Raw genomic sequence first — 22,800 nt, forward strand, 5'->3', positions numbered from 1 at the left:
CGCCAACCCTTTCAAGTTAGATTAGTACGGAAAGCAGCTGCTACTCACCCGCTACTTTCATCGACTCAATCAGAATCGAACCTGTCTGTATTTGTGAGCGGGTTTCAACATCATTACCAACCGCGACAATCTGATTAAACATATCTTTCAGGTTGCTGGCGATTGTCACTTCAGAAACAGGATATTGGATTTGACCATTCTCTACCCAGAAGCCTGCCGCTCCTCGTGAGTAATCACCGGTGACGATATTCACGCCCTGCCCCATCACTTCGGTGACAAGGAAGCCCGTTCCCAGTTCTTTAAGCATCTGCTCAAAGTCTTTCCCCGTCGATTGAACGAACCAGTTATGAATACCACCAGCGTGACCCGTTGGCGCCATACCCATTTTACGCGCGGCATAGCTGGTTAATAGGTATGTCGCGAGCACACCGTCGGTAATGATTTCACGATCTTGTGTTGTAACACCTTCGCTATCAAATGGGCTCGACGCTAAACCGCGTAGCACATGAGGTTTTTCAGAAACATTAAACCAGTCTGGCAGTACCTGCTGACCGAGATGATCAAGTAAGAATGACGACTTGCGATACAGGTTACCGCCACTGATTGCCATCACTAGGTGTCCAAGTAACCCCGTTGCTACATCGGCTGCGAACATCACAGGGTATTTGCCTGTCTTGAGCTTTTGCGCATCAAGACGACTGATGGTTTTCTCCGCCGCTTTCAAGCCGACTGACTCAGGTGTCCAAAGGTCATCTTTATGGCGTGCTACTGTATAGCTGTAGTCACGCTCCATTACGCCACTTTCACCCTGCCCAATAACACAACAGCTGGTACTGTGTCGGCTGGAGGCATAGCTAGCAAGCAAACCGTGGCTGTTGCCATAGACCTTCAAGCCATAGTGGCTGTCGTAGCTGGCGCCATCGCTTTGTTTGATTTTGTCACTGAAGGATAACGCTTTTTGCTCAGCAGCAATCGCAATCTCTGCAGCATGATCGGGGTCAGGCGTATCAGGGTGAAACAAATCAAGATCAGGAATTTCTTTTACCATCAGCTCTTTAGGAGCTGGGCCTGCGCATGGATCTTCTGAAGTGTAATTGGCAATATCAAGTGCTGCCATCACCGTCTGTTGAATGGCTTTTTCACTGAGATCGGAGGTAGACGCACTGCCTTTGCGCTGACCACGGTAAACGGTAATCCCCAAAGCGCCATCGCTGTTAAATTCAACGTTTTCCACTTCGCACATACGTGTCGATACACTCAGGCCTGTCGTCTTGGTGATCGCGACTTCAGCGCCATCAGATTTTTCCGCGGCCATTTCCAGTGCTTTCGCAACGGCGGCCTCAAGCTCAACACGTTGCTGAGCGACTTGCTGTCTTACGTCCATATCTTCTTCATGCTTAAGGTCTGATATGCCTAGAATAACAAGAATTTCGCTTTCTCCCCATGATTCTTGTTAAAATAGAGAAATAGATGTTCAAATTAAGGCAGAAAGATGGCCAGAAAAAATCAAAAAGCGCCATGGGAAGAAGAAGAAGAAATCATTTGGGTAAGTAAAACCGAAATGAAACGTGACATGGAAGAGTTACAAAAACTGGGTGAGGAACTCGCCAGTCTTAAACCTTCGGTGTTAGAAAAATTCCCGTTAAGTGAAGATCTTGCAGAAGCAATTAAAGACGCACAACGCTTTAAAAATGAAGCGCGTCGTCGTCAGTTGCAATATATTGGCAAGCTGATGCGCTTCGAAGATCCAGAGCCGCTTCAAGCTGCGCTGGACAAGGTACGTAATAAACACTCACAAGCAACCGCTGCACTACACAAGCTAGAACAGTTGCGTGACCGAATCGTTGAACAAGGCGATGAGGCGATTGCAGACGTGATGGAGCTATACCCACAAGCGGATCGCCAGCGTTTACGTCAGTTAGCTCGTCAAGCAGCGAAAGAAAAGAAAGCCGGTAAACCTGCTAAAGCATTTCGCGAAATCTTCCAAGTGCTAAAAGAGCTTAACGACGAAGAACTTTAAGAACCAGCCTTAGAGTAAAAGAAAAATGGCCTCAGACACGTTGACTGAGGCCATTTCAACAATTTTTAGCTCGGTTAGACTTTGATACCTGCTTGCTGATTGAGCATGGCAACTTCCTTATCTAGCGACTCCAGCTTGTCTTTCATCTGCTCTCGGCACAGCGTCGCAAGCTCACGGATATTTTCTTTTCCATAACTTTCAGTACTAATTGGCGGTAACATCTCAACAATGACATGCCCGTTGTTCCAACGATTGAGCTTCAATCCATCCGTCGAACTACACACAATCGGAATAATCGGAAGTTTAGCGCCAATCGCAGCATGGAAAGCCCCAGTTTTAAAAGGCAGTAAACCACGTCCACGTGAGCGCGTTCCTTCAGGAAACATCCAGACTGATACGTCACTTTGATTCATACTATCCACAACTTGATCAATCGTCCCTTTCGCTTTAGAGCGGTTAGCACGATCAATCAGAATGTTACCTGTCAGCCAGTAAAGCTGACCAAACAGGGGCATCCACGCTAAGCTCTTTTTACCTACCGTGACGACTTTTGGCGTCACTGCAGAAGAAACGGTAAACAAATCCCAATTGTTCTGGTGGTTAGCAATATAAATATGCTGTCCGCGTTTGTATGCGTCTTCAGGTAAACGCAACTCAAGTGTAATGCCGAAAACACGCGACATCTTGCCGAACAAGCGTCCAAAGGTGAAGACATGTTTCGGGTTACGTGGGCTCAATAAACAGTAGCCACAACCGAACACAAACATCACAATTGCAAAAATCGCGACAGCGAATACACGTAGTAGTGCAATCATTGGTTGTTCTCCAAGAACAAAATAGTCATTAAAATTTGCCCATGACTCTAACTTATCTAGCGCCCATAAAAAAGCCGAAACTCTCGTTTCGGCTTACAAATGTTAGCTGAGGTTAGTGAGAGTCACGAAAACGCTCTATATTGGCCCCAAGCGCCGACAATTTATCTTCAATTTTATCGTAGCCACGATCGATGTGATAAATACGATCAACAATCGTCTCACCGTTTGCAATACAACCTGCGATCACCAAGCTCGCAGAAGCACGTAAGTCAGTAGCCATCACCTGCGCGCCGCTGAGTTCTTCGACATCACCACAAATCACAGTGTTGCCTTCAATTTCAGCTTTAGCGCCCATACGCATTAATTCAGGTACATGCATAAAGCGATTTTCAAAAATGGTCTCGGTAATAACACCGCCACCTTTAGCCATCAAGTTAAGCAGAGTGAACTGAGCCTGCATATCCGTAGGAAAGCCTGGGTGTGGCGCCGTACGCACTGTCACCGCTTTCAGCTCACGATCTGTCATGTCAACGGAAATCCAGTCTTCACCCGTTTCGACTTTCGCCCCAGCCTCTTCAAGCTTGGACAATACCGCTTCTAACAGTTGGGCTTTAGTGTTACGACAAACGACTTTACCACCAGATACCGCAGCGGCGACAAGGAAAGTGCCCGTCTCAATGCGATCAGCCACAACAGCATGTTGACCACCACCAAGGCGTTCAACCCCTTCAATACTAATCGTATCGGTACCGGCACCAGAAATCTTAGCACCAAGCTTATTCAGGAATTCCGCCGTATCGACAATTTCAGGCTCACGGGCTGCATTGTCGAGCACCGTCGTCCCTTCAGCCAAGGTAGCCGCACACATGATCGTAATAGTGGCACCAACACTCACCTTATCCATAACGATATGCGCACCTTTTAGGCGACCATCAACATTGGCTTTCACATAACCGTCTTCTAGCGTGATCGTAGCGCCCAACTGCTCTAGGCCATGAATGTGCAGATCAACAGGGCGAGCTCCAATCGCACAACCACCAGGTAAAGAAACCTGACCTTGACCAAAACGTGCGACGAGAGGACCAAGAGCCCAGATAGATGCTCGCATTGTTTTCACCAAATCATATGGTGCGCAGTATTCATTGATACTGCTTGGGTCGACATGCACAGAACCATTGCGCTCTACTTTAGCCCCTAAACGCTTCAATAATTCCATCGTGGTGTCGATGTCACGCAAGTGAGGAACATTCGCCACTTCGACGGGCTCTTCCGCGAGGATTGATGCAAAAAGAATAGGCAGTGCTGCATTTTTAGCACCAGAGATCGTGACTTCGCCAACCAGAGGTTGCTTAGACCCTTTTACTCGAAACTTATCCATCATTAACCCTTACAGTGACATCAACTTCTTATCACGCGCCCACTCTTCTGGTGAGTAAGCTTTGATAGAAACGGCATGAATGTCATTTCTTTGGATATATTCCATCAATGGAGCGTAAATCAGTTGTTGCTTCTTAACGCGGCTCATTCCTTCGAAACTAGCATCAACAGCGACCACTTCATAATGGCTGCCTTCACCTTTAACATGTATTTCTTCCAGGTTAAGTGCTTGTTCTAAAATCTGTTGTACTTTTGCGCTATCCACAATTCACCCCTGTTTAATTCTTTAAATGCCCGTCGATCAACTCTTCGACGTTACTCAACTGAAATAAAGTTAACAGTTGTTTCGGCACGAAGCTGAGCATTATATGACAGTTTTGCTTTTTTGCATGCTCTAATAGATGAATTAGCATCACCATACCCGCAGAATCGACTCTTTCGACCTTCTCTAAGCTCACTTCAACGTTAGAGCTATTAGGCTTCCAGTTATACAGAGAGCGCCATAAGAGAGGGACAGAATCTCTATCCAGTACACCAGAAATTTGAAACTGGTCATCAGACAGACTTAGCCATTGCGAGGGAATCATTGTGATTTACTCTCAAAACGGATCGGCTGTGCGGCAAGGTCTTCGAGGTCTTTCGCGACAGCGAGAATGCCTTCCTGACGTAACTTGCTACTCCACTCAGATTGCTTACTTGATAATAAGCTGATGCCCTCTGCAATCATATCAAACGCCTTCCATTCACCACTCTTTTTGTCCTTACGTAGTTTGAACTCAAGCTTGATGTTTGGGCGGGGTGAGTCAATGATGTCAACTTTAACGCCAATAATACTTTTCTTAGAGCTAACGTTAGGCTCAGGGCCAAACTCAATTTCTTGATTAGTGTATTGTGTCAACACTTGAGCATATGAACTCACCAGATAAGCGCGAAATGCCTCGATAAACTGACCGACATCCTCACGCTTTGATCCTTTGAGATTAGGGCCTAATAACTTAAGCGCGGCGTACTTTTCATTGACGTATGGCATCAACTCTTCTTCGACGATGACCTTGAGATAATCAGGGTTCTGATGGATTTGATCTTGCTCCACCTTCAATCTCGCAAAGGCCTGCTCAGAGACCTGTTTCATCATCTGGTAAGGTTGAGTTTTATCTATTTGAGCCGCAGAAACGGTAAACGACAAAGCAAACGCCACCAGAGTGAGTACTAACTTTTTCAACATAATTATTCCTCTTCCTTAGCCGAATCAGAACCACCAACGCTGTACAGCACCTGACCGATTAAATCTTCCAATACTAAGGCTGATTTGGTGTCTTCAATATAGTCACCCTCTACCAGCATTTGCTCGTCATCAAAAACAAAGCCCGGCGTCAAACCAATGTATTGCTCACCAATCAAGCCTGAAGTGAGAATCTTAACGCTGGAGGTTTCGGGAAATTGGTCATATTGACTGCTGATGGCCATAGTGACAACAGGCAGCAAGTTTTCAGTATTCAAACCAATATTCGTCACACGTCCAACCACAACACCACCGACCTTAACCGGTGAGCGAACTTTGAGGCTGCCGATGTTATCGAACTCTGCTTTCAGTGAGTAAGTATCATTTGAGCCTAACCCCTTTACGTCAGCGACTTGAAAAATCATCACCAAAATTGCGCAAATTCCAGCAAGGACAAAGCTGCCTACCAATAATTCAGTTTTTCTTGTTTGTTGCATACTTAGTTCCCAAACATCAATGCAGTCAGTACAAAGTCTAAGCCAAGTACCGCCAATGAAGAGTGTACGACGGTGCGTGTCGTTGCTCGGCTTATGCCTTCCGAAGTAGGAATAGCATCGTAGCCGTTAAACAGCGCAATCCATGTTACGGTTACAGCAAACACTAGGCTTTTAATCATGCTGTTACCAATATCCTGTCCTAGTTCAACAGACGCCTGCATAGCCGACCAGAAGCTACCATGATCTATCCCTTTCCAATCAACCCCAACCAACTGTCCACCCCAGATGCCAACCGCCATGAAAATCATTGCTAGCATCGGCATTGAAATCACCCCAGCCCAGAAGCGTGGAGCAATCACTCTTTTAAGTGGATCGACAGCCATCATTTCCATGCTAGATAGTTGTTCGGTCGCTTTCATTAGGCCAATTTCAGCCGTCAACGCAGAACCTGCACGGCCTGCAAACAGCAGCGCAGTCACTACAGGGCCTAATTCGCGTAAGAGCGATAGAGCGACCATCTGCCCTAATGCCCCTTCCGCACCAAAATCGACAAGAATGACATAACCTTGCAGGCTCAATACCATGCCGATAAACAAACCGGATAGAACAATAATAATAAGAGACTGGACACCAACGCTGTATAGTTGCTTCACTAACAGCGGCAGATGCTGTATTGGACGAGGACGTGATACTAAAGCGCCAAACAGCATTAAACTGGCACGACCAAAAGACTCACAGACACCCATAGTTCTGCGCCCTGTCGATGCGACAAAATTCGCGAAGTCAGACAACATCAGAATAGCTCCTTCGCAATAGGTTGAGCAGGATAACGGAACGGCACTGGGCCATCCGCCTCCCCTTTCAGAAACTGTTGGACTTGCGGATCGGGGTTATCATGCAATTCTTGTGGCGTTCCTTTGGCAATAACTTTGCCATTCGCCAGAATGTAGACCCAATCTGCAATGCTCATGACCTCTGGAACATCGTGAGAGACCACAACAGAAGTCACGCCTAACGCCTGGTTCAGGTTTTGTATCAACTCCACCAAGACGCCCATGGTGATGGGATCTTGCCCGACAAAGGGCTCATCATACATGATGAGTTGTGGGTCGAGAGCAATCGCACGAGCCAGTGCCGCTCGACGAGCCATACCACCCGACAGTTCGCAGGGCATAAGCTGAGCAGCACCTCGCAACCCTACGGCCTCCAATTTCAGCAGTACGAGAGTGTGAATAAACTCTTCACTTAATTCGGTATGTTCACGTATTGGGAAAGCGATGTTGTCAAAAACGTTGAGATCGGTGAACAAAGCTCCAGATTGAAACAACATGCTCATCTTTTTACGCTCTTTGTACAATTTTTTTCGGCTGAGAGTTGGGATATTCTTACCATCAAACCACACTTCCCCTTTTTCAGGGTAAAGCTGACCTCCAATGAGGCGTAGCAGTGTCGTCTTACCTATACCAGAAGGTCCCATAATAGCGGTAACCTTCCCTTTAGGGACATGCAAGCTAACATCATCAAATATCTTCCTTTTCCCGCGGGAAAAAGTCAGATTTTTAACGGTAACGAGATCGAGTGAGGACATGATGAACCCTGACTTTAGCGCTTAGAATGGGCAATCATAAGCACATTGAGTAAAAATTAAAAGCACTGTTCAATTAATTATAATTGACATTTTTATAATCGATGCCTGTTTCATTGTAGTCATAAATAAACGCCTTCAATTTAAATGGTTAACAATTAATTGCTTCCCTTTTAGTACCTAAACCGTCAAAATTAACGGTTAAATTTGTCCCATTGAACACAAAATTAAGGATCATCATGATTGAGGCGATTGCGTTTCTCGTTGTTGGATTAGTCTTTCTGGTATGGAGTGCCGATAAGCTTGTTTTTGGTGCCGCAGCCCTAGCCCGCAATGTCGGAATATCCCCACTGGTGATCGGTATGACCATCCTTGCGATGGGATCTTCTGCACCTGAGATGATGGTCTCTGCAACGGCTGCGCTAGACGGTAAAACCGATACCGCAGTGGGCAACGTTTTGGGTTCTAACATCGCTAACATCGCGCTAATTCTTGGTATCACAGCGATGATCAAACCTCTTTCAATCAGTTCAGCAGTACTTCGTCGAGAATTGCCATTAATGATTGGTGTGACGATTCTTGCCGGTGTTTTACTGTGGGACAGTCACTTAGGCTTCTATGAAGGTGTACTTCTATTCGTCTTATTCGCTGCCTTTATCCTGACCATGCTGCGCATCAGTAAAAAGGAAAAGAGTTCTGGCAGTTCCGATCCTCTACTTGAAGATCAAGAGTCCGAAGTGCCAGAAGGAGTGAGCAATCTTAAAGCAGGTTTATGGGTCATTGTCGGCTTGATAATCTTACCTATCGCGGCCGACACCTTAGTTAATAGCGCCGTGTATATCGCCCAGTATTTCGGCATGAGCGACTTGGTCATAGGTCTAACGATTATTGCCGTAGGGACCAGCTTACCAGAGCTTGCTGCTTCACTGGCAGGTGTTATGAAAGGTGAAGACGATATGGCCGTCGGTAATATCATTGGCTCGAACGTATTCAATATTCTTGCTGTAATGGGCATCCCAGGTATTCTTAATCCTTCAATTCTTAGTGAATACGCCATGGGGCGTGATTTTTGGGTAATGTTAGGGGTCTCATTACTGTTGGTTGCGATGGCATTGGGCAAATCTCGCAGTATCAACCGAATAGAAGGTGCTGTATTATTCTGCTGCTTTATCGCTTATCAAGGATATCTAATCCTGAACATGACAGCTTAATTTAGTTTTTGCCTGCCGGAGTGTGACATGTTTGATTTTCGCTCTGCTGCTCTTGACGTATTAAAAACAGAAATCGAAGCCCTTGAGCAGCTTGATCAGTATTTTAATGAAGATTTCATCCAAGCCTGTGAACTTATACTTGCCAATAAAGAAGGCAAGGTTGCCGTCATGGGGATGGGTAAATCAGGGCATATTGGTAATAAGATTGCCGCATCGCTAGCCAGCACGGGCACGTCCGCCTTCTTCGTTCATCCCGGTGAAGCCGCTCACGGCGATCTGGGTATGATAAAATCGGGGGATATTGTGCTAGCGATCTCCAACTCCGGCGAATCGTCTGAAATTTTAGGGCTCTTTCCCGTTCTCAAGCGCCTTAACATCAAAATTATTAGCATGACAGGCAAGCCAGATTCCACGATGGCAAAACTGGCTGATTTCCATTTACAAATCACTGTTCCTAAAGAGGCTTGCCCACTAGGTTTGGCTCCAACAGCAAGCACCACGGCAACCTTGGTCATGGGTGATGCCTTGGCGGTCGCCCTTCTCCAAGCTCGTGGTTTCACCGCTGAAGATTTTGCGCTATCGCATCCAGGTGGTGCACTAGGTAGAAAGTTACTGCTAAAACTTTCTGATATCATGCATACCGGCGAGCAGCTTCCGTTGGTCACACCCGATACTGTGGTGCGAGAAGCACTACTTGAGATCAGCCAAAAAGGCCTTGGTATGACGGCTGTAGTTGATGACCACCAGCATCTCGTTGGCATCTTCACGGATGGTGACTTGCGACGTATTCTCGATAAGCGTATTGATATTCACAGCGCTCTGATTGGAGAAGTCATGACTACTCACCCAACTACTGCCAGCCCAAATATTCTTGCTGCCGAAGGTTTAAACCTAATGCAGCAAAAAAGCATTAACGGTTTGATCCTTTGTGAAAATGGCAAAGTGGTCGGCGCATTAAATATGCACGATTTATTAAAAGCAGGAGTGATGTGATGTCAAAATTGATTGAAACCCTGTATAAACCCGTGGAACAAAACACGCTTAACATTGCCAAACAGATTAAGCTGTTAATATGCGATGTCGATGGCGTATTCTCTGATGGCCTGATTTATATGGGCAATGATGGTGAAGAGTTGAAAACATTCCATACACGAGATGGATACGGTGTAAAATCGCTGATGAATGCGGGCATCAAAATCGCTATCATCACAGGCCGACAATCACGTATTGTTGAAAATCGCATGAAAGCTCTGGGAATCTCGCTGATTTACCAAGGGCAAGACGATAAAGTAAAAGCTTATCAGGACATTTGCAGCCAATTGAATATTGCGCCAGAACACATTGGTTATATTGGTGATGATCTTATCGACTGGCCTGTGATGGAAAAAGTCGCTTTGAAAGTCTGCGTGGCTGATGGACACCCCCTACTGGCTCAGCGTGCAAATTACGTCACGTCTATTCGTGGCGGACATGGTGCAGTCAGAGAAGTGTGTGATCTTATTTTACAAGCGCGCAATGAACTTGATGTCCACAAAGGTCTAAGTATATGAGTTTATCCCGTATCGGTTACCTGATACTGGCATTTGTGATCTGTTGGTCCACTTACTACTTGTTTGATAAAGGTAAAGAGTACGATATCCAGGTAGAGCCGGATACCGAATTACCTATGTTTAGCGGTGAAGATCTAGTGAACACTTCTTATAACGAAGAAGGGATTCGCAGCTATGTCATTACATCCGTTAAGCTGGATCACTACGCAAAAAGCGGTGATACCTTTTTTGATCAACCGATTTTGAAAGTTTACAAAGAAGGCACAACCCAAGAATGGGAGGTCACGGCTGACCGAGGTATTCTTGGGCAAGATCATGTGCTGACATTATATGACAACGTATTGGCGAAAAACCTATTGCCGGATTCAGGCTTTGACACCATGTCAACAGATGTACTCGGTATTCAGTTGGATAATCGCGATTTTTGGGCAGATAACCAAGTCACTTTGGTCGGCCCTCAGTTTGAAACAGTAGGTCAGGCGATGAAAGGCAACTTTGCTGAAAACAACGCCATCCTCTACAAACACGTACAAGGTAGATATGAAACTCTCACACCTTAGTCTAATTTCTTGTTTGCTGATTTCTGGGCATGCGCTCGCGTTGTCTACCGATCAGGATCAACCTGTCTACATAGACTCAGACAGCCAACAACTTGATATGCAAAGCAATCAAGTGACCTTTCTTGGTGATGTAAAACTTAAGCAAGGCAGTATCAATATTAATGCCGATAAAGTCATCGTTACCCGCGATCCAAAAGACGGGTCTATTCAAGAAATTGAAGGATATGGTGACTTAGCCACCTTCTCTCAGCTAACTGATGATGGCAAAACCCTTTACGGTGAAGCGAAAGAACTGTATTACGTGATGGTTGATGATCAACTCACTATGATCGATGAAGCCATGCTGTCTCAAGACGACAGTGTGATTCGTGGTACTAAAATCCGCTATAAAATCTCTTCACAAAAGCTAATTGCTGATGGTAAAGAGAAAGGCGATCGCGTCTCAACCGTTCTTCAGCCACAAGCAGTACAAGAATAATTATGGCAAAACTCAAAGCAGAGCATTTAGCAAAAACCTACGGAAACCGTAAGGTCGTGACAGACGTCAGTCTTGAAGTTACTTCAGGGCAAATCGTCGGATTGCTCGGTCCGAACGGAGCCGGTAAAACCACCTCTTTCTACATGATTGTGGGTTTGGTCGCTCGCGATGAAGGCTCAATTACTATCGATGGCGAAGACATCAGTATTCTGCCGATGCATAGTCGCTCACGTATGGGGATTGGCTACCTTCCTCAGGAAGCGTCCATCTTTCGCAAGCTGTCGGTGGAACATAATATCATGGCGGTACTAGAGACCCGTGAAGAACTCACCCGTGAGCAACGCCAAGATAAGTTAGAAGACTTATTGGAAGAATTCCACATTCAGCACATTCGCCACAGTGCTGGTATGGCACTATCAGGGGGGGAACGCCGTCGTGTTGAGATCGCTCGCGCTTTGGCTGCAAACCCTCAATTTATCTTACTGGATGAACCTTTCGCTGGTGTCGACCCAATATCGGTCATTGATATCAAAAAGATTATTGAACATCTGCGCGATCGTGGGCTTGGGGTTCTCATTACCGACCACAACGTCCGCGAAACATTAGACGTATGTGAAAAAGCGTACATTGTCAGTCAGGGGCATCTGATTGCAGAGGGCACACCAGAACAAGTGCTCAACAACGAACAGGTAAAACAAGTTTATCTCGGCGAACAATTCCGTCTATGATTAAAGTGAAGAACGGTAAGATTCTATAGCATCTAAGGCAAGTAATACTGAATGAAACCCTCATTACAACTCAAGCTAGGACAGCAGTTAGCGATGACGCCACAGCTACAGCAAGCAATTCGTTTGTTGCAGTTGTCAACGTTAGATCTTCAACAAGAAATTCAGGAAGCCTTGGATTCTAACCCTCTGCTCGAAGTCGAAGAAGGCGGCGAAGAGCCTCAAAATGTTGAAGACAGGTCAGCGAGTGAGGACAAAGAGCCAAGTGTTGATGTTACCGAGCCAGAAGTCAAAGATAGCTCAGATTTGATTGAGAAATCTGAAATCAGTAATGAGCTGGAAATAGACACCACTTGGGAAGATGTCTACAGCGCCAATACGGGCAGTACCGGCATTGCTCTCGATGACGATACACCTGTTTATCAAGGTGAAACCACACAGTCACTGCATGACTACCTAACTTGGCAGTTAGACCTGACGCCTTTCAGTGAAACAGACCGTACTATTGCCATGGCGATCATCGATGCTGTGGATGACTACGGCTATCTAACGATTTCGACGGAAGACATCCTCGAAAGCTTTAATAACGAAGAGATAGAGCTGGAAGAAATTGAAGCGGTACGTAAACGTATTCAGCAGTTTGACCCACTCGGTGTCGCTTCAAATAATCTACAAGACTGTTTGCTCTTACAATTAGCCACCTTCCCTGAAGATACGCCTTGGTTGAAAGAAGCTAAGTTAGTACTTACCGACTATATTGATCAACTGGGCAATCGTGATTACAAGCTGATAATCAAAGAAGCTAAGCTTAAAGAAGCGGATCTCAAAGAAGCGCTTAAGTTAATCCAGCAGTTGGACCCTCGACCAGGTAGCCGTATTGCAACAGAGCACGCAGAGTATGTCATTCCTGACGTTTCTGTATTTAAAGACCATGGTAAGTGGGTAGTCACTATCAACCCAGACTCAGTACCAAGGCTGAAAGTCAATCAACAATACGCAGCATTGGGTAAAGGTAACAGCTCAGACAGTCAATACATTCGCTCAAACTTGCAGGAAGCCAAGTGGCTGATTAAAAGCCTAGAAAGTAGAAATGAGACGTTACTCAAAGTTGCTAAGTGTATTGTTGAACATCAACGCGATTTCTTCGAGTATGGTGAAGAAGCAATGAAACCTATGGTGCTTAACGACGTCGCTTTAGATGTTGATATGCACGAATCGACAATTTCAAGGGTCACCACCCAAAAGTACATGCATACCCCTCGTGGTATTTTCGAACTAAAGTATTTCTTCTCCAGTCATGTCAGTACCGATAATGGCGGAGAATGTTCATCAACTGCAATTCGAGCTCTGATTAAAAAGCTCGTTGCTGCCGAAAACAGTGCTAAGCCACTGAGTGACAGTAAGATTGCAGCTCTACTCGCTGACCAAGGGATTCAGGTCGCTAGACGAACAATAGCTAAGTACCGAGAATCACTAGGCATTGCCCCTTCGAGTCAGCGCAAACGCCTACTTTAGGCATCTAACCGAGAAGGAAAGTCTATGCAAATCAATATTAATGGCCACCACGTTGATCTCACCGATTCAATGCAAGACTACGTAAACGAAAAGTTTCAAAAGCTTGAGCGTTTCTTTGACCACATAAATAATGTTCATGTTGTTTTAAAAGTTGAAAAACTCCGTCAAATCGCAGAAGCTACCCTTCACGTTAACCAGGGCGAAATACATGCATCTGCGGATGAAGAAAGTATGTACGCCGCTATCGACTCTCTCGTTGACAAACTGGTCAGACAGCTCAACAAGCACAAAGAAAAATTAAATACGCACTAGATACCATGCAATTAAGCGAAATCCTTTCATTGGACTGCACAAAAAGTGCAGTCCAATGCACCAGTAAAAAACGCGCTCTGGAAATGATCAGTGAAATCGTTGCAGAGCAGACAGGTCAAAACTCTACCGAACTTTTTGAGTGCATGCTTAGCCGCGAAAAAATGGGCAGTACTGGCATCGGAAATGGAATAGCCATTCCCCATGCTCGTATGCAGTCCAGCGATAAAGCCGTTGCCGTTCTCATACAATGCGAATCTCCTGTCGAGTTTGACTCGATAGATAACCGCCCTGTCGATCTGCTCTTTGCTCTACTTGTTCCTGACGCGCAGTGTAAAGAGCACCTTAAAACCCTTTCAAGCATGGCTGAGCGATTAAACGACAAACAGGTTCTTAAGCAGTTACGTAAAGCTCAGTCTGATGAAGAGCTTTACGACATTATGGTGAACCAGTAATGCGTCTTATCGTCGTCAGCGGTCAATCCGGTGCGGGAAAAAGCGTTGCTCTTCGCGTACTTGAGGATTTAGGTTACTACTGCGTCGATAACCTACCGGTCAATTTGCTCGATAACTTCGTCAAATCAGTAAAAACCAGCAAGCAAAACGTAGCAGTCAGTATTGATATCCGTAATCTACCGACAGAGCCCAATTTAGTAACGGATGTTCTCACAAAGCTGAAGAAATCGTCAGACGTCAGCGTGCTGTTTCTAGATGCCAAAAAAGATACCTTACTCAAACGCTACAGCGAAACCAGACGAATTCATCCACTAACGCTCAGCAATGAAAATACGTCTTTAGAACAAGCGATTGAAAAAGAGCGTTGCATTCTTTCCCCTCTCAAAGAGCACGCAGACCTTATCATCGATAGCAGTAATCAATCTCTGCACGATCTAAGTGAAACAGTCCGTATGCGTATCGAAGGCCGAGAGCGCAAAGACTTGGTCATGGTGTTCCAGTCTTTTGGTTTCAAGTATGGTCTACCGAGTGATGCAGACTACGTATTTGACGTGCGCTTTTTGCCCAATCCACATTGGGAGCCAGCATTAAGGCCAATGACAGGATTAGATGCTCCAATTAAGTCCTTTCTTGAAAGCCATCAAGATGTGTTAGAGCTCAAACAACAGATCCAGAAGTTCATTGAAAACTGGCTTCCTCTACTAGAAAAGAATAACCGCAGCTATTTGACCGTTGCAATAGGCTGTACTGGAGGTAAACACCGCTCCGTTTATCTGACTCAACAAATTGGCGAATATTTCGCTCAAATGGGTCACCAAGTCCAAATTCGCCATGCCACATTAGAGAAAAACTATAAGGAATAACCTATGCAGCAACAGAGTCGAACCGTCCTCATTCAAAACCGATTAGGCCTTCATGCTCGTGCTGCCGTTAAACTTGTCGAACTCGCCCAATCTTTCGACGCCATTCTTACCATTCAAAACCATGAAGGCAAAGAAGCCACCGCTGACAGTGTTATGGGGTTGTTAATGCTGGAATCAGCTCAAGGCGAACACGTTACTATCAGTGCAGAAGGCAATGATGCAAGCCCTGCCCTTGAAGCAGTCTGTCATTTAATTGAAGCTAAATTCGAAGAAGCGGAATAATTTTCCTCCCATATAAGAAAAATCACTACCTTCACATTAACTTATTAAATAAACACTAAAATTAAGTTACTATTCGACGCATTGTAAGTAAATAGAGTCAGGGGGAACACATGGCAGAGCAAATAGAATTTGACCAAGCTCACCAAGCCCTCCAAGAAGTGACAGAAGCTCTAGAAAATGGTCGCTTTGTGCATGTCCGTCGCCAACTACAGGACATGGAACCAGAAGATATAGCCCATCTATTAGAAGCCTCACCACGAAAAAGCCGCGAAGTGCTTTGGCAGCTCACTGATCCAGAAGATTATGGTGAAATTCTCGACGAGCTGAATGAAGACGTTAAAGATGCGTTGGTTTCCAAAATGGAGCCGGAGATGCTGGCTGAAGCAACCGAAGGTATGGACACCGATGACGTTGCCTACGTACTTCGAAGCCTTCCTGATGATGTATCGAGAGAAGTCCTTGCTCAGATGGACAGCGCAGAGCGTCTACGAGTGGAGACTGCTCTTTCTTATCCTGAAGATACAGCTGGCGGATTGATGAATACCGACGTCATCACCATACGTGGTGACGTTGATGTCGATGTCGTTTTACGCTATTTGCGTATGAAAGGGGAGCTTCCTGAAGCGACCGATGCTCTGTACGTTATCGATGAGGAAAATCAGCTTATTGGTCAACTTCCAATTACCACCTTGATTACCACTCAACCTGACATCAAAGTCAGTGAAGTCATGGGAGATGCCGACGAAGCAATTGAAGTGACGATGAGTGACTCAGATATTGCCAGCCTATTTGAGCGTCGTAATTGGGTTTCCGCTCCGGTCATTGATGAAAACCAGCACCTGGTCGGCCGTATTACCATTGATGATGTTGTAGATGTAATCCGTGAAGATGCAGAGCACTCTATGATGAGCATGGCGGGTATGGATGATGACGAGGATACCTTCGCACCAGTCGTAAAGTCTGCGCGTAAAAGGAGTATCTGGCTGGGAGCAAATGTCTTAGCGGCACTTGCTGCGGCGTCCGTCTCTAATATGTTTGAAGCCACACTCGATCAAATGGCTGCTATTGCCGTTTTGATGACCATCGTTCCTTCTATGGGCGGTGTGGCAGGTAACCAAACCGTTGCTTTGGTCATCCGTGGCTTAGCTTTAGGCCATATTGGTGATTCCAACAAACGTGAGCTACTCATGAAGGAAGCAGCCATAGGCCTGTTAAATGGCATTATGTGGGCATTGATCATTGGTGGAATTGTCGTCGCATGGAAAGGTAACTGGATGCTCGGTGGAATCATTTCCGCAGCGATGCTAACCAACCTGTTAGTTGCTGGCATAGCTGGGGTGACCATCCCGATTCTACTCAAGAAAATGAACATTGACCCAGCCTTGGCTGGAGGCATGGCATTAACCACTGTCACCGATGTTATTGGTCTCTCAGTGTTCCTCGGTCTTGCAACCATCATGATCTAACCGGTCAACCAGTTCCTTCCAAAAAAAAAAGCACAGCCACCAGGCTGTGCTTTTTGGATCCAATATGCTGATGCTAGTTAATGTTTGGTCCTAACCACTTCTCAGCTTCTAACATATCCCAACCTTTACGATCAGCGTAGCTTTCTACTTGATCCTGCTGGATCTGTGCGATCGCAAAATAACGCGAATCGGGATGCGAGAAGTACCACCCTGAAACTGATGCTCCTGGCCACATCGCATAGCTGCTAGTCAGTGACATATCTATGGTTTCTTCTACTTTGAGCAACTCCCATAGAGAGCCTTTCTCAGTATGCTCTGGACATGCCGGATAGCCCGGGGCAGGACGAATACCCTGATATTTTTCGCGAATCAGATCATCGTTAGAGAGATCTTCATCCGCGGAATAGCCCCAAATTTCCTTACGCACTTTTTCATGCAGGTATTCAGCAAAAGCCTCAGCCAAGCGATCCGCCACAGCTTGAATCATAATCGCGTTGTAATCATCTCCCGCTGCTTTGTATTCATCAGCGAGTTCACGTTCTCCAATACCACCGGTTACCGCGAATGCGCCAATCCAGTCTTTCTTGCCTGAAGATTTTGGTGCGATGTAATCAGAGAGACAGTAATTATAGCCTTTAGGCTTCTCTGTCTGCTGGCGAAGGTTATGCAGGACTTTCACTACTTCCGTACGTGATTCGTCGCGGTACACTTCAATATCATCACCAACACTAGCAGCAGGGAAGAGTGCACACATACCACGAGCTTTCAACAGCCCCTCTTTCTCAACTCTATCCAATAAAGCGTTGGCATCAGCAAACAACCGCTTCGCTTCTTCCCCTACCTCCTCATGCTCAAGAATGGCTGGGTACTTACCCACTAAAGACCAAGTCATAAAGAATGGCGTCCAGTCGATGTATTTACGTAATGTTGCTATATCAAAATCATCAAATACATGCACACCTGGTTTAGCTGGGGCTGGAGGGGTATAGTTTTCCCAGTCAATCGCCACCTTATTATCTCTCGCCTGTTCCAGAGTAATAGGCTTAGTGCGAGGTTTCTTACGGTTGTGCTGATCGCGAACGCGTACGTAATCCGCGTCTAGCTTCTCGACAAAAGCGGGACGTAGTTCATCAGAAAGAAGTGAGGTACACACACCAACGGCTCTGGAAGCATTATTTACATACACCACTGGGTGTTGGTAGTTTTGCTCAATCTTAACCGCAGTGTGAGCTTTCGATGTTGTCGCACCACCAATTAGAAGTGGCAAGTCGAAATCAAGACGTTCCATTTCCTTAGCCACATGAACCATTTCATCCAGTGATGGTGTGATAAGTCCAGACAAACCGATGATATCGACATTTTCTTCTTTAGCGACTTTAAGGATCTTTTCACACGGCACCATCACGCCAAGATCGATGATTTCGTAGTTATTACACTGCAAAACGACCCCGACAATGTTCTTACCAATATCGTGAACATCCCCTTTCACTGTTGCCAGTAGGATCTTACCGTTTGAAGAACCCGCTTGTTTCTCCTTGTTAATGAACGGCTCTAAATGCGCTACAGCCTGCTTCATTACACGTGCCGATTTCACTACCTGAGGAAGGAACATTTTGCCTTCACCGAAGAGATCGCCAACCACATTCATTCCATCCATCAAAGGCCCTTCGATAACTTCAAGTGGCTTGGATGCATTAAGACGGGCTTCTTCCGTATCTTCAACGATGAACTCGGTGATGCCTTTGACTAAAGCATGTTCTAGGCGTTTTTCGACTGGCCATGTCCGCCACTCAAGTGCTGAAGCATCTTCTTCCTTCCCTACCCCTTTACCTGCGTATTCGGCAGCAATATCAAGCAGTCGCTCTGTCGCGTCATCACGGCGGTTGAGAACAACATCTTCCACAGCTTCACGTAGTTTTTCAGGTACGTTGTCGTAAATTTCTAGCTGACCCGCATTCACAATTCCCATATCCATACCGTTTTTGAAACAGTGGTAAAGGAAAACAGCATGGATCGCTTCACGAACGTAGTTGTTACCGCGGAAAGAGAAAGAAACGTTAGACACACCACCGGAGATCATTGCATGTGGCAAATCACGTTTTATATCGGCAACTGCCTCAATAAAGTCAACCGCATAGTTATTGTGCTCTTCTATACCTGTTGCTACAGCAAAGATATTTGGGTCAAAGATAATATCTTCAGGAGGGAAACCGACTTCATCTACCAAGATACGATAGGCATTGGTACAGATTTCAAGCTTGCGTTCACGTGTTTCTGCTTGTCCGACTTCATCGAATGCCATAACAATAACAGCAGCACCATAGCGGCGGATTAGCTTAGCTTGTTCGACAAACTTCTCTTTGCCTTCTTTGAGCGAGATAGAGTTAACAATGCCTTTACCCTGAATGCATTTCAGTCCGGCTTCAATCACTTCCCATTTTGAGGAATCAACCATAATGGGAACTTTGGAAATTTCTGGCTCAGACGCACACAAATTGAGGAAGCGTACCATGCATGCCTCGGCATCTAACATGCCCTCATCCATATTGATATCGATAATCTGAGCGCCGTTCTCAACTTGCTGGCGAGCCACTTCAAGCGCTTCATCATAGAGTTCTTCTTTGATCAGACGTTTAAAGCGGGCAGAACCTGTTACATTAGTACGTTCACCCACATTGACGAACAGTGTTTCTTTTTCAATTGACAGAGGCTCAAGGCCTGATAAGCGACAAGCTACGTGAAGATCGGGGAGTGCACGAGGCGTCACGCCTTCGACAGCTTGAGCCATCTGGCGGATATGCTCAGGAGTCGTGCCGCAACAACCACCGATTAAGTTGAGGAAACCACTTTCAGCCCACTCTTTGACATGTACGGCCATATCTGCGGGCGAAAGGTCATATTCACCAAATGCATTTGGCAGACCCGCATTGGGGTGTGCTGAGACGAAACTCTCAGAAATGCGTGACATTTCTTCTACGTACGGTCGAAGCTCATCTGGGCCTAAAGCACAGTTAAGTCCAAAAGACAGTGGCTGAACATGACGTAAAGAATTGTAAAACGCTTCTGTCGTTTGGCCAGAAAGCGTTCGTCCTGAGGCATCAGTGATGGTTCCCGAAATCATGATAGGAAGCTTAACACCCAGCTCTTCGAAAACACTGTCGACAGCAAAGGCACAGGCCTTGGCATTCAGCGTATCAAAAATAGTTTCAATAAGAATGAGGTCTGAGCCACCTTTAATTAAGGCGCGCGTCGATTCGGAATACGCCTTAACTAATTCATCAAACGTAACGTTGCGATAGCCTGGATCGTTCACATCTGGGGAAATCGAACATGTACGGTTAGTTGGGCCAAGAACACCCGCCACATAGCGTGGTCTATCTGGTGTTTTTGCCGTCCACTCGTCTGCCACTTCGCGAGCGAGCCTCGCGGCTTCAAAGTTGATTTCTTCACTCAGGCTTTCCATATCATAGTCAGCCATTGCGATGGTCGTTGCGTTAAACGTGTTGGTCTCAAGGATATCTGCGCCAGCTTCTAAGTACTCAGCATGAATATCTTTAATCAATTTGGGCTGTGTCAGAACCAGAAGGTCATTATTGCCTTTAAGGTCACAATGCCAATCAGCGAAACGCTCACCTCGGTAGTCTAGCTCTTCAAGTTTGTAGCCCTGGATCATGGTGCCCATACCACCATCAATTAATAGGATACGCTTTCTTAATTGAGCTTCGATCTGTTGCCTTACGTTACTTCCCACAGTACAGCCTCATTCCTTTCATTATCTTTCCATCCTATCACACATAAAAGAGGAGTCTAGACGTCTAAAAGAGTAAATTAATCACCTCGACATGACAAAAAAGTGTTTGCTATTTAATCATGTCGAGATGAAAATTCTCATTCATAATTTGTTACATGCTGAGAATCCAATGTCGGTCTACTACACTCTCTGTTTTCTATCTGCAGCAGCAATGCTAATTGCTTTTGTAAACAGCAAGATAGGTAAAATGCAAACCACTATTGCCATTACTGCAGGTTCAATGGTGTTATCTCTTCTTATTCTTATTGCAGGCCAAAACAACTGGTTCCATCTAACAGAAATTGCTTCGAAGACAATGTCTAGCATTAACTTCGAAGATTTTTTGCTGAAAGGGATCTTAGGCTTTCTACTATTTGCAGGTGGTTTGGGAATTAAGCTTCCTCATCTAAAGGACCAAAAATGGGAGATTACCGTCCTCGCACTTGGTGCAACTCTCTTCTCTACCTTTTTCATAGGCTTTGTTCTATATGGATTCTGTCAGCTTATCGGGGTGCAGTTTGATTTAGTTTATTGTCTACTATTTGGCGCCCTAATCTCCCCAACCGACCCAATCGCTGTTCTGGCTATTGTTAAGAAGCTCGATGCACCAGAGAGAATTTCAACTCAGATAGAAGGGGAATCTCTATTTAACGATGGTTTTGGCTTAGTCATATTTGTCACTTTGTTCACTATCGCCTTTGGTACGGAAACGCCAACCTTAGGTAGCGTCACTATGTTATTTGCTCAAGAAGCCATCGGTGGTATCGTCTACGGATTTGCTCTGGGACTGCTGTTTCACTACCTTATCAGCGCAACCGATGATCACTCGATGGAGCTGTTGCTTACTATTGGCATTCCAACCGCAGGGTACGCATTTGCAGAGGTATTGCATGTTTCAGGCCCATTAGCCATGGTGGTATCAGGCATTATGATCGGTAACTGGACCAGATTTATTGGATTCTCTAAAGAAAGTGAAGATCATCTCGATCACTTCTGGGAACTAGTGGATGAGTTTCTCAATGGCGTTCTATTCTTGCTCATCGGTATGTCGATGCTGCTGTTCGAATTTCATAAAGAAGACTGGATTTTAATGGCCTTCTCTATACCACTCGTTTTAGCAGCACGATACCTCAGCGTCTTTTGTTCTTACCTAGGGTTCAAAAGACATCGTAAATACAACCCTTGGTCAGTGAAAATATTAACTTGGGGAGGCTTGCGAGGTGGTCTTGCACTGGCAATGGCACTGTCAATTCCATCGGGTATCTGGGTTATTCAAGACAAGCTGATTGATGTAAAAGAAATCATCCTAGTCATGACTTATTCTGTCGTAGTATTCTCGATCCTCGTTCAAGGTTCGACCATTACTCCTATGATAGAAAAAGCTAAACAGGCAGAAAAAGAAATTCAGCCTGAACCAAAAGCAGCTGAGTCATCCGATACAGAGTAATCTAATCCCATTAATCATTTCAAAGCCGCTCTCTATGAGCGGCTTTTTGTTATTCGTTACAAACAACGAGCACTTGGAGATGGTCACTTGTTCATCTTCAAGACCGAGAATCAAAAGAATGGCAAAGTGTTATCTCTTAGATTTTCTGGTTAATGATCATACGTTCAAGATAGTCATCAACAGGCCAATCTCTACGTAAACATTCTCCAAAGACGCTAGCAACCCAATAACAAAGCCAAGTCAGGTATGCTTTTCTGTGTAGGTAGAGGGGCTATTTATAGAGAGTTGGCTTCGAACATTCTGAATGGTGGTTGGCCGAAAAACATGTAACTCAACACACAAAAAAGACCTCAGCATTTCTGCTAAGGTCTGGAATAGAGCTACTGGACTTGCAGTAAAGTGCGGCTCTTTGGTCATAGACCAAAAATAATACCGCAAATACGAAAAAGCCCTAACATTTCTGTTAGGGCTTTTTCTGAATAAATGGCGGAGCGGACGGGACTCGAACCCGCGACCCCCGGCGTGACAGGCCGGTATTCTAACCAACTGAACTACCGCTCCGCACTGGTTAGACTCTAAGTCTAAATGTAAAGCCTGGCGATGTCCTACTCTCACATGGGGAAGCCCCACACT

At 45.4% G+C, this 22,800-nt stretch carries 24 protein-coding genes and 1 tRNA gene; 14 read left to right on the forward strand and 11 right to left on the reverse strand.

Features of this window, described 5'->3' with window-relative positions:
• Positions 1–40 precede the first annotated feature (40 nt).
• Positions 41–1,384 (reverse strand): metalloprotease PmbA, encoded by a 1,344-nt coding sequence (pmbA, locus tag L1D23_RS20190; protein WP_239871051.1) that lies wholly within the window; start codon positions 1,382–1,384, stop codon positions 41–43.
• A gap of 108 nt (positions 1,385–1,492) precedes the next feature.
• Between pmbA and yjgA the strand changes: the two genes are divergently transcribed.
• Complete coding sequence (gene yjgA, locus L1D23_RS20195; RefSeq protein WP_239871054.1) at positions 1,493–2,020, forward strand: ribosome biogenesis factor YjgA; 528 nt, start codon at positions 1,493–1,495, stop codon at positions 2,018–2,020.
• Positions 2,021–2,094: 74 nt separating this feature from the next.
• On the opposite strand, the gene L1D23_RS20200 is transcribed toward yjgA, so the two are convergent.
• The 8 genes from L1D23_RS20200 to mlaF form a co-directional block, all read right to left on the reverse strand.
• Complete coding sequence (locus tag L1D23_RS20200) at positions 2,095–2,835, reverse strand: 1-acylglycerol-3-phosphate O-acyltransferase (RefSeq protein WP_239871057.1); 741 nt, start codon at positions 2,833–2,835, stop codon at positions 2,095–2,097.
• A 112-nt stretch (positions 2,836–2,947) separates the two neighbouring features.
• Positions 2,948–4,213, reverse strand: coding sequence for a UDP-N-acetylglucosamine 1-carboxyvinyltransferase (gene murA / locus L1D23_RS20205; RefSeq protein ID WP_239871092.1), 1,266 nt, complete (start codon positions 4,211–4,213; stop codon positions 2,948–2,950).
• A 9-nt stretch (positions 4,214–4,222) separates the two neighbouring features.
• Positions 4,223–4,477 (reverse strand): BolA family iron metabolism protein IbaG, encoded by a 255-nt coding sequence (gene ibaG, locus L1D23_RS20210; protein ID WP_239838867.1) that lies wholly within the window; start codon positions 4,475–4,477, stop codon positions 4,223–4,225.
• 13 nt (positions 4,478–4,490) lie between these two features.
• Complete coding sequence (locus tag L1D23_RS20215; RefSeq protein ID WP_239871061.1) at positions 4,491–4,799, reverse strand: lipid asymmetry maintenance protein MlaB; 309 nt, start codon at positions 4,797–4,799, stop codon at positions 4,491–4,493.
• Positions 4,796–5,437: a phospholipid-binding protein MlaC gene (gene mlaC / locus L1D23_RS20220; protein WP_239871064.1), complete on the reverse strand. Its 642-nt coding sequence runs from the start codon at positions 5,435–5,437 to the stop codon at positions 4,796–4,798. Before mlaC ends, L1D23_RS20215 begins: the two co-directional genes overlap by 4 nt.
• A 2-nt stretch (positions 5,438–5,439) precedes the next feature.
• Entirely contained in the window at positions 5,440–5,931 is a 492-nt protein-coding gene (gene mlaD / locus L1D23_RS20225) for an outer membrane lipid asymmetry maintenance protein MlaD (protein WP_239871067.1), read from the reverse strand.
• A 2-nt stretch (positions 5,932–5,933) separates the two neighbouring features.
• Positions 5,934–6,725: a lipid asymmetry maintenance ABC transporter permease subunit MlaE gene (gene mlaE / locus L1D23_RS20230; protein WP_239871070.1), complete on the reverse strand. Its 792-nt coding sequence runs from the start codon at positions 6,723–6,725 to the stop codon at positions 5,934–5,936.
• Positions 6,725–7,519: a phospholipid ABC transporter ATP-binding protein MlaF gene (mlaF, locus tag L1D23_RS20235; RefSeq protein WP_239871073.1), complete on the reverse strand. Its 795-nt coding sequence runs from the start codon at positions 7,517–7,519 to the stop codon at positions 6,725–6,727. The genes mlaE and mlaF overlap by 1 nt, the downstream gene beginning before the upstream one ends.
• 236 nt (positions 7,520–7,755) lie before the next feature.
• On the opposite strand from mlaF, the gene L1D23_RS20240 reads away from it, so the two are divergent.
• The 12 genes from L1D23_RS20240 to mgtE all read left to right on the forward strand — a co-directional run bounded on the left by L1D23_RS20240 (position 7,756) and on the right by mgtE (position 16,930).
• On the forward strand, positions 7,756–8,727 hold the full coding sequence (locus tag L1D23_RS20240; protein ID WP_239838861.1) for a calcium/sodium antiporter: 972 nt from the start codon (positions 7,756–7,758) through the stop codon (positions 8,725–8,727).
• Positions 8,728–8,754: 27 nt separating this feature from the next.
• Positions 8,755–9,720 carry a KpsF/GutQ family sugar-phosphate isomerase gene (locus L1D23_RS20245; RefSeq protein ID WP_239871076.1) on the forward strand — a complete coding sequence of 322 codons (966 nt, stop codon included), beginning with the start codon at positions 8,755–8,757 and terminating at the stop codon, positions 9,718–9,720.
• A complete protein-coding gene (gene kdsC / locus L1D23_RS20250) occupies positions 9,720–10,277 on the forward strand; it encodes a 3-deoxy-manno-octulosonate-8-phosphatase KdsC (RefSeq protein WP_239838859.1) in 558 nt (185 codons plus the stop codon). The genes L1D23_RS20245 and kdsC overlap by 1 nt, the downstream gene beginning before the upstream one ends.
• Entirely contained in the window at positions 10,274–10,837 is a 564-nt protein-coding gene (lptC, locus tag L1D23_RS20255) for an LPS export ABC transporter periplasmic protein LptC (protein WP_239871079.1), read from the forward strand. The genes kdsC and lptC overlap by 4 nt, the downstream gene beginning before the upstream one ends.
• Complete coding sequence (gene lptA, locus L1D23_RS20260; protein ID WP_239838857.1) at positions 10,818–11,315, forward strand: lipopolysaccharide transport periplasmic protein LptA; 498 nt, start codon at positions 10,818–10,820, stop codon at positions 11,313–11,315. The genes lptC and lptA overlap by 20 nt, the downstream gene beginning before the upstream one ends.
• Before the next feature lie 2 nt (positions 11,316–11,317).
• Positions 11,318–12,043 (forward strand): LPS export ABC transporter ATP-binding protein, encoded by a 726-nt coding sequence (gene lptB / locus L1D23_RS20265; protein ID WP_239838856.1) that lies wholly within the window; start codon positions 11,318–11,320, stop codon positions 12,041–12,043.
• A gap of 51 nt (positions 12,044–12,094) precedes the next feature.
• Entirely contained in the window at positions 12,095–13,555 is a 1,461-nt protein-coding gene (locus tag L1D23_RS20270; protein WP_239871082.1) for an RNA polymerase factor sigma-54, read from the forward strand.
• 24 nt (positions 13,556–13,579) lie between these two features.
• Positions 13,580–13,867, forward strand: coding sequence for a ribosome hibernation promoting factor (hpf, locus tag L1D23_RS20275; protein WP_006963171.1), 288 nt, complete (start codon positions 13,580–13,582; stop codon positions 13,865–13,867).
• A 5-nt stretch (positions 13,868–13,872) separates the two neighbouring features.
• Positions 13,873–14,319: a PTS IIA-like nitrogen regulatory protein PtsN gene (ptsN, locus tag L1D23_RS20280; RefSeq protein ID WP_239838853.1), complete on the forward strand. Its 447-nt coding sequence runs from the start codon at positions 13,873–13,875 to the stop codon at positions 14,317–14,319.
• Entirely contained in the window at positions 14,319–15,182 is an 864-nt protein-coding gene (rapZ, locus tag L1D23_RS20285; protein WP_239838852.1) for an RNase adapter RapZ, read from the forward strand. Before ptsN ends, rapZ begins: the two co-directional genes overlap by 1 nt.
• A gap of 3 nt (positions 15,183–15,185) precedes the next feature.
• Entirely contained in the window at positions 15,186–15,464 is a 279-nt protein-coding gene (locus L1D23_RS20290; RefSeq protein WP_239838851.1) for an HPr family phosphocarrier protein, read from the forward strand.
• A 110-nt stretch (positions 15,465–15,574) separates the two neighbouring features.
• Complete coding sequence (gene mgtE, locus L1D23_RS20295; RefSeq protein WP_239871084.1) at positions 15,575–16,930, forward strand: magnesium transporter; 1,356 nt, start codon at positions 15,575–15,577, stop codon at positions 16,928–16,930.
• A gap of 73 nt (positions 16,931–17,003) precedes the next feature.
• On the opposite strand, the gene metH is transcribed toward mgtE, so the two are convergent.
• On the reverse strand, positions 17,004–20,681 hold the full coding sequence (gene metH, locus L1D23_RS20300) for a methionine synthase (RefSeq protein ID WP_239871087.1): 3,678 nt from the start codon (positions 20,679–20,681) through the stop codon (positions 17,004–17,006).
• Positions 20,682–20,850: 169 nt separating this feature from the next.
• On the opposite strand from metH, the gene L1D23_RS20305 reads away from it, so the two are divergent.
• The gene (locus L1D23_RS20305) at positions 20,851–22,167 is read left to right on the forward strand and encodes a sodium:proton antiporter (RefSeq protein ID WP_239871095.1); all 1,317 of its coding nucleotides are present in this window, start codon (positions 20,851–20,853) and stop codon (positions 22,165–22,167) included.
• Positions 22,168–22,651: 484 nt separating this feature from the next.
• Here L1D23_RS20305 and L1D23_RS20310 read toward each other — a convergent pair.
• Positions 22,652–22,728, reverse strand: a tRNA-Asp gene (locus tag L1D23_RS20310).
• Positions 22,729–22,800: the final 72 nt, after the last annotated feature.

Origin of the sequence: Vibrio sp. Isolate24, from assembly GCF_022398215.1 — a bacterium.
GTDB lineage: Bacteria > Pseudomonadota > Gammaproteobacteria > Enterobacterales > Vibrionaceae > Vibrio > Vibrio coralliilyticus_A.

Excerpts from the sequence above, each read along its gene's own strand:
- pmbA (WP_239871051.1), bottom strand. The coding sequence starts at position 1,384 with ATGGACGTAAGACAGCAAGTCGCTCAGCAACGTGTTGAGCTTGAGGCC.
- yjgA (WP_239871054.1), top strand. The coding sequence starts at position 1,493 with ATGGCCAGAAAAAATCAAAAAGCGCCATGGGAAGAAGAAGAAGAAATC.
- L1D23_RS20200 (WP_239871057.1), bottom strand. The coding sequence starts at position 2,835 with ATGATTGCACTACTACGTGTATTCGCTGTCGCGATTTTTGCAATTGTG.
- murA (WP_239871092.1), bottom strand. The coding sequence starts at position 4,213 with ATGGATAAGTTTCGAGTAAAAGGGTCTAAGCAACCTCTGGTTGGCGAA.
- L1D23_RS20215 (WP_239871061.1), bottom strand. The coding sequence starts at position 4,799 with ATGATTCCCTCGCAATGGCTAAGTCTGTCTGATGACCAGTTTCAAATT.
- mlaC (WP_239871064.1), bottom strand. The coding sequence starts at position 5,437 with ATGTTGAAAAAGTTAGTACTCACTCTGGTGGCGTTTGCTTTGTCGTTT.
- mlaD (WP_239871067.1), bottom strand. The coding sequence starts at position 5,931 with ATGCAACAAACAAGAAAAACTGAATTATTGGTAGGCAGCTTTGTCCTT.
- mlaE (WP_239871070.1), bottom strand. The coding sequence starts at position 6,725 with ATGTTGTCTGACTTCGCGAATTTTGTCGCATCGACAGGGCGCAGAACT.
- mlaF (WP_239871073.1), bottom strand. The coding sequence starts at position 7,519 with ATGTCCTCACTCGATCTCGTTACCGTTAAAAATCTGACTTTTTCCCGC.
- L1D23_RS20240 (WP_239838861.1), top strand. The coding sequence starts at position 7,756 with ATGATTGAGGCGATTGCGTTTCTCGTTGTTGGATTAGTCTTTCTGGTA.
- L1D23_RS20245 (WP_239871076.1), top strand. The coding sequence starts at position 8,755 with ATGTTTGATTTTCGCTCTGCTGCTCTTGACGTATTAAAAACAGAAATC.
- kdsC (WP_239838859.1), top strand. The coding sequence starts at position 9,720 with ATGTCAAAATTGATTGAAACCCTGTATAAACCCGTGGAACAAAACACG.
- lptC (WP_239871079.1), top strand. The coding sequence starts at position 10,274 with ATGAGTTTATCCCGTATCGGTTACCTGATACTGGCATTTGTGATCTGT.
- lptA (WP_239838857.1), top strand. The coding sequence starts at position 10,818 with ATGAAACTCTCACACCTTAGTCTAATTTCTTGTTTGCTGATTTCTGGG.
- lptB (WP_239838856.1), top strand. The coding sequence starts at position 11,318 with ATGGCAAAACTCAAAGCAGAGCATTTAGCAAAAACCTACGGAAACCGT.
- L1D23_RS20270 (WP_239871082.1), top strand. The coding sequence starts at position 12,095 with ATGAAACCCTCATTACAACTCAAGCTAGGACAGCAGTTAGCGATGACG.
- hpf (WP_006963171.1), top strand. The coding sequence starts at position 13,580 with ATGCAAATCAATATTAATGGCCACCACGTTGATCTCACCGATTCAATG.
- ptsN (WP_239838853.1), top strand. The coding sequence starts at position 13,873 with ATGCAATTAAGCGAAATCCTTTCATTGGACTGCACAAAAAGTGCAGTC.
- rapZ (WP_239838852.1), top strand. The coding sequence starts at position 14,319 with ATGCGTCTTATCGTCGTCAGCGGTCAATCCGGTGCGGGAAAAAGCGTT.
- L1D23_RS20290 (WP_239838851.1), top strand. The coding sequence starts at position 15,186 with ATGCAGCAACAGAGTCGAACCGTCCTCATTCAAAACCGATTAGGCCTT.
- mgtE (WP_239871084.1), top strand. The coding sequence starts at position 15,575 with ATGGCAGAGCAAATAGAATTTGACCAAGCTCACCAAGCCCTCCAAGAA.
- L1D23_RS20305 (WP_239871095.1), top strand. The coding sequence starts at position 20,851 with ATGTCGGTCTACTACACTCTCTGTTTTCTATCTGCAGCAGCAATGCTA.